This window comes from Mesorhizobium sp. P3_A9 (genome assembly GCF_056402975.1).
The window spans coordinates 1-4,334 of the sequence record NZ_JBFUGJ010000430.1 but is presented as its reverse complement, the minus strand read 5'-3'; the positions used below and the strand labels follow the sequence as shown (position 1 = coordinate 4,334).

The 4,334-nt window shown below is 62.8% G+C and carries 5 protein-coding genes and 1 pseudogene; 5 read left to right on the top strand and 1 reads right to left on the bottom strand.

Annotated elements, in window-relative coordinates; all coding sequences use genetic code 11:
• The 3 genes from AC1DX0_RS31795 to AC1DX0_RS31785 all read left to right on the top strand — a co-directional run.
• Positions 1-363: ABC transporter permease (locus tag AC1DX0_RS31795; RefSeq protein ID WP_477358375.1), on the top strand; the 363-nt coding region annotated here is incomplete at its 5' end.
• Positions 360-1,163 (top strand): ABC transporter permease, encoded by an 804-nt coding sequence (locus AC1DX0_RS31790; RefSeq protein WP_477220809.1) that lies wholly within the window; start codon positions 360-362, stop codon positions 1,161-1,163. The genes AC1DX0_RS31795 and AC1DX0_RS31790, both read left to right, overlap by 4 nt.
• 90 nt (positions 1,164-1,253) lie before the next feature.
• On the top strand, positions 1,254-2,300 hold the full coding sequence (locus AC1DX0_RS31785; protein WP_477220810.1) for an extracellular solute-binding protein: 1,047 nt from the start codon (positions 1,254-1,256) through the stop codon (positions 2,298-2,300).
• A 65-nt stretch (positions 2,301-2,365) separates the two neighbouring features.
• On the opposite strand, the gene AC1DX0_RS31780 is transcribed toward AC1DX0_RS31785, so the two are convergent.
• Positions 2,366-3,067 (bottom strand): GntR family transcriptional regulator, encoded by a 702-nt coding sequence (locus AC1DX0_RS31780; protein WP_477220811.1) that lies wholly within the window; start codon positions 3,065-3,067, stop codon positions 2,366-2,368.
• Positions 3,068-3,212: 145 nt separating this feature from the next.
• Here AC1DX0_RS31780 and AC1DX0_RS31775 point away from each other — a divergent pair, with 145 nt between their 5' ends.
• Positions 3,213-4,097 (top strand): fumarylacetoacetate hydrolase family protein, encoded by an 885-nt coding sequence (locus AC1DX0_RS31775; protein ID WP_477220812.1) that lies wholly within the window; start codon positions 3,213-3,215, stop codon positions 4,095-4,097.
• A 28-nt stretch (positions 4,098-4,125) separates the two neighbouring features.
• Positions 4,126-4,334: pseudogene (locus AC1DX0_RS31770) on the top strand (hypothetical protein); the annotation flags it as partial.

Here is a 4,334-nt window from a genome sequence, read left to right as displayed (position 1 = left end):
TTCCTGCCCTTCATGGTGCTGCCGATCTATTCGACGCTGGAGCGCATCGACCCCCGGCTGATTGAGGCCGCTCACGATCTTTACGCCAGCCGCGCCGCCGTCTTCCGCCGCATCGTCTGGCCGCTGGCAAGGCCCGGTGCGCTGGCTGGCGCCACGCTGGTCTTCGCGCCGGCGTTGGGCTCTTTCCTGGCGCCGGACCTGCTCGGCGGCGGCAAGAAGCTGCTCATCGGCAGCCTGATCCAGATGCAGTTCACCTCATCGCGCAACTGGCCATTTGGCGCGGCACTCTCGACCGTCGTGACGGTCGTCGTGCTGACCGTCTTCGTCATCCGTTCGCGCCGGGTGCAGGAGGACCAGCGATGAATGGCGCCAAACCCTTCGACTGGCGGCATACGCCTGGCCTGTCGGCCTACACCGCGCTGATCTTCGTGTTCTTCTACGCGCCGCTGCTGATCCTGGTGATCTATGCCTTCAATTCGAGCCGGCTGGTCACCGTCTGGGCCGGCTTCAGTTTCAAATGGTTCGTGGCGGTCGCCAACAACGAAGCGATCCGCGATGCCGCCTTCAACAGCGTCATCATCGCCATCGTCGCCACCATCGCCTCGACAGCGATTGCGACGGCCGGCGCCATTGCGCTGGAACGCGGCCGGCTGCGCTTCGGGCGGAGTGCCGCAACCGCGCTGATCGCCATGCCGCTGGTGGTGCCGGAGATCGTCGTGGCGATCACCACGCTGATCTTCTTTTCCGGTCTCGGCATGCATCATGGGCTGATCAATCTGATGATCGCCCACACCGTCTTTTGCATCCCGTTCGCGCTGCTGCCGATCCAGGCGCGGCTGCGCGACATGGGCGGCACGCTGGAGGAGGCCGGCCGCGATCTCTATGCCGACGAGTGGCGGCTGTTCCGACGCGTCACGCTGCCCTTGCTGCTGCCGGCGATCTCGGCCGGCGCCATCATGGCCTTCGTCGTCTCGCTCGATGATTTCCTGATCTCGATGATGGTGTCGAGCGCGGGATCGACCACTTTGCCAGTCTACATCTACGGCATGATGCGGCTTGGCGTGACGCCGGAAGTCAACGCCATCTCCACCATCCTGCTTGCCGTTTCCATCGTCTTCGTCGCCGCGGCCCTGCTCGTTGGACGACGCAACAGATTTGCCTAAACCATGATCCCGAAAAGTGGGAACCGGTTTTCGGAAAAGATCATGGTCAAACAAGAAGTTACAAAGAAACCAGACCAGAGGAGAACGACCGTGACCAAATGGAAAGAAGGACTTTCGGGAATAGCCTTGGCCGCCGCGATGCTCGGCGCAATCACCACCGGCGCGCTCGCTGATGCCGGCGAACTGCATATCTACAACTGGACCGACTACACGTCGGACGAGATGATCAAGAAGTTCGAGGCCGAGACGGGGATCAAGGTCACCATCGACACCTATGATTCCAACGAGACCGCGCTCGCCAAGCTGAGCTCGGGCGCCGCCGGCTACGACGTGATGATCATCAGCAACGACTTCGTGCCGATCTTCGTCAAGCAGAAGCTGTTCCAGGAAGTCGACGCGGCGGCGATGCCGAACTTCAAGAACGTCGATCCGAAATGGCAGCACCGGCCGTGGGATCCGGATGCGAAGTATACTGTGCCATGGGTGTGGGGCACCACCTCCTATTCGGTCGACACMGCCGTCTACAAGGGTCCGACCGACAGYYTGAAGCCGCTSTTCGATCCGCCGGCGGAACTSAAGGGCAAGGTCGGCATGTTCGGCTCGCCGACCGAGGTGATATCGCTGGCGCTGGTCTATCTCGGCAAGGACCAGTGCAACAGCAATCCGGCCGACCTCAAGGAACTCGATGCGTTGCTCGAGGCGCAGAAGCCGTTCGTGAAGGTCTACAATTCCGATGGCATTGTCGAGCGCCAGGTCGCCGGCGAGACGGTCATGCATGAGCAGTGGTCGGGCAAGGCGCTGGCGACACGTCAGCAGAAGTCGACGGTCAAATACGTCTACCCCAAGGAAGGTGTGGTTGGCTGGATGGACAATGTCGCCGTGCCGACCACGGCGCCCAATCTCGACAATGCCAAGAAGTTCCTCAACTTCCTGATGGATCCCGAAAACATCGCGCTGCAGCAGAAATACACCGGCTACCAGAGCGGGATCGCCGGATCGAACAAGCTGCTGGCGCCGGATGTTGGCGGCTCGCCGGAATTCAATCCGCCGGCCGATCTCAAGATCACCTTCGCGCCGTCATGCGACGAGAAGGCAATCCGCGCCTATGACCGGATCTGGACCAATCTGCGCCAGTAGGCCGCGACGCGAAAACGGCGCCCGTTCGCGCGGGCGGCGTCTGTCCGAGGAGATCGAATGAAACGCTACGCCCGCTCGATCGTCTTGCGCGTCGGCAGGTCGTCGGCTTCGGCGGCCAGCAGGATGTCGGTGGTGACAGCCAGATGCGCCGCCAGCAATTCGCATGCCTTCTCCGCATCGCGGTCGAGCACAGCACCGGCGAGGTCTTGATGTTCCTTGCTGATGTTGCGGGCTTTTGGCGCCAGCGAGACCGAGCGGCGGCGGTAACGCTCACTCTGGTCGTAAAGCTGGTCGCGCAGGCGCAGCAGCCAGCGGCTGTCGCAGCCGGCGACCAGCGCCTTGTGGAAGGCCGCGTGCGCGGTCGCCCATTCGTCGCTCGAATGCACCGGATCGTCCGGCGTATGCTCGGGCGTGCGCGACAGCCGGTGGAGGGCGGCGACCAGCTGCGATTCCCAGGCGACATCGCCGACCTCGATGGCGCGGCGAATGCACAAGGTTTCGATCTGGATGCGCGTCTTGGTGAGATCGAGCAGATCCTCCGCCGAGATCGGGGCGGCGCGAAAGCCGCGCTGCGGTTCGGCCACGACGAGGCCTTCGGACGTCAGCCGCGACAAGGCCTCGCGGATGGCGCCGAGGCTGACGGACAGCCTGTCACACAGTTCCTGCACCTTGAGCCGGCTGCCGGGCGCGATCCGGCACGACAGCAGGTCGGCGCGCAGATCCTCATACGCGCCCTGGGTGAGATTGATCGAGCCTTCCCTAGCCATTCGTTTGCCTGCGGGCGAATCCGTCCTTCGAGGGGCCTTGATACATTATCCCAGCGGAAAATCAGAATGCAAAATAATATATTCTCTGTTGACAGATATATAATTTCTCAACAAAGTCCAGTCTTCACGAGCAAGGATGTGGCCAGTGCGATTTGCAGCCTATAAATCGTCGCGGGGACCTGGGCTGGCGATCGCCTTGCCGGCAGGTGAGTTCCGCGGCATCGACGCCAGCGATGCGATGTTTCCCGGGTGGCTGGACGAGCTGATCGCCGAAGGCACACCGGCGCTGCAGGCCGCCGGCGAGAAGCTGGCCTGCGGGCGCAAGGTCGATGCGAAGTCCGTCGAATGGCTGCCGCCGATCGCGAGGCCCGGCAAGATCATCTGCGTCGGCCTGAACTATGTCGACCATTCGATCGAAAGCGGCTTCGTTCCGCCGACCTATCCGACTTTGTTCGCCCGCTTCTCGACCAGCCTGATCGGCCATGGTGCGGCGATCCGCCGGCCGGAGGCCTCGATCCAGCTCGACTATGAGGGCGAGATGGTTGCGGTCATCGGCAAGGCCGGCCGCCACATTGCGCCTAGCCAGGCGCTCAGCCACGTCGCCGGCTATTCCATCTTCAACGACGGCTCGATCCGCGATTTCCAGACCAAGGCGCCGCAATGGACCGTCGGCAAGAATTTCGACGGCACCGGCTCGTTCGGGCCGATCTTCGTCACGGCTGACGAACTGCCGCCGGGCGGCAAGGGCCTGCGCATCCAGACGCGCCTCAACGGCGAGATCGTCCAGAATGCCACGACGGACGACATGATCTTCGATGTCGTCTCGTTGATCTCGATCATCAGCGAGGCGATCACGCTGGAGCCCGGCGACATTCTCGTCACCGGCACGCCGTCCGGCGTCGGCGTGGCGCGCAAGCCGCAGCTGTTCATGAAGCATGGTGACATCTGCGAAGTCGAACTGGAAGGCGTCGGCATCCTGTCCAATGTCGTGGCCGACGACGTCATCGCAGCGCAAGCCGTCAACCAATAACCCTCGCCAACTCCGAAAGGACGAAGTCATGACAAGAGTGATGTTTCGAAATGCCATGATCTGGGACGGCACGGGCGCTGACGCCTATCCGGCCGATCTGCTGGTCGACAATGGCCGCATCGTCACCATCGCGCGCACGCCTGGACAATTRTCSGGCGASGGCGCGACGACGGTCGAATGCCGCGGCATGACGCTGATGCCGGGCCTTGTCGAAGGCCATGCCCACATCTCCTTCGG

What these genes read in the sequence shown, in the direction of transcription:
- AC1DX0_RS31780 (WP_477220811.1), bottom strand. Translation starts at nt 3,067, where the DNA reads ATGGCTAGGGAAGGCTCGATCAATCTCACCCAGGGCGCGTATGAGGAT.
- AC1DX0_RS31790 (WP_477220809.1), top strand. Translation starts at nt 360, where the DNA reads ATGAATGGCGCCAAACCCTTCGACTGGCGGCATACGCCTGGCCTGTCG.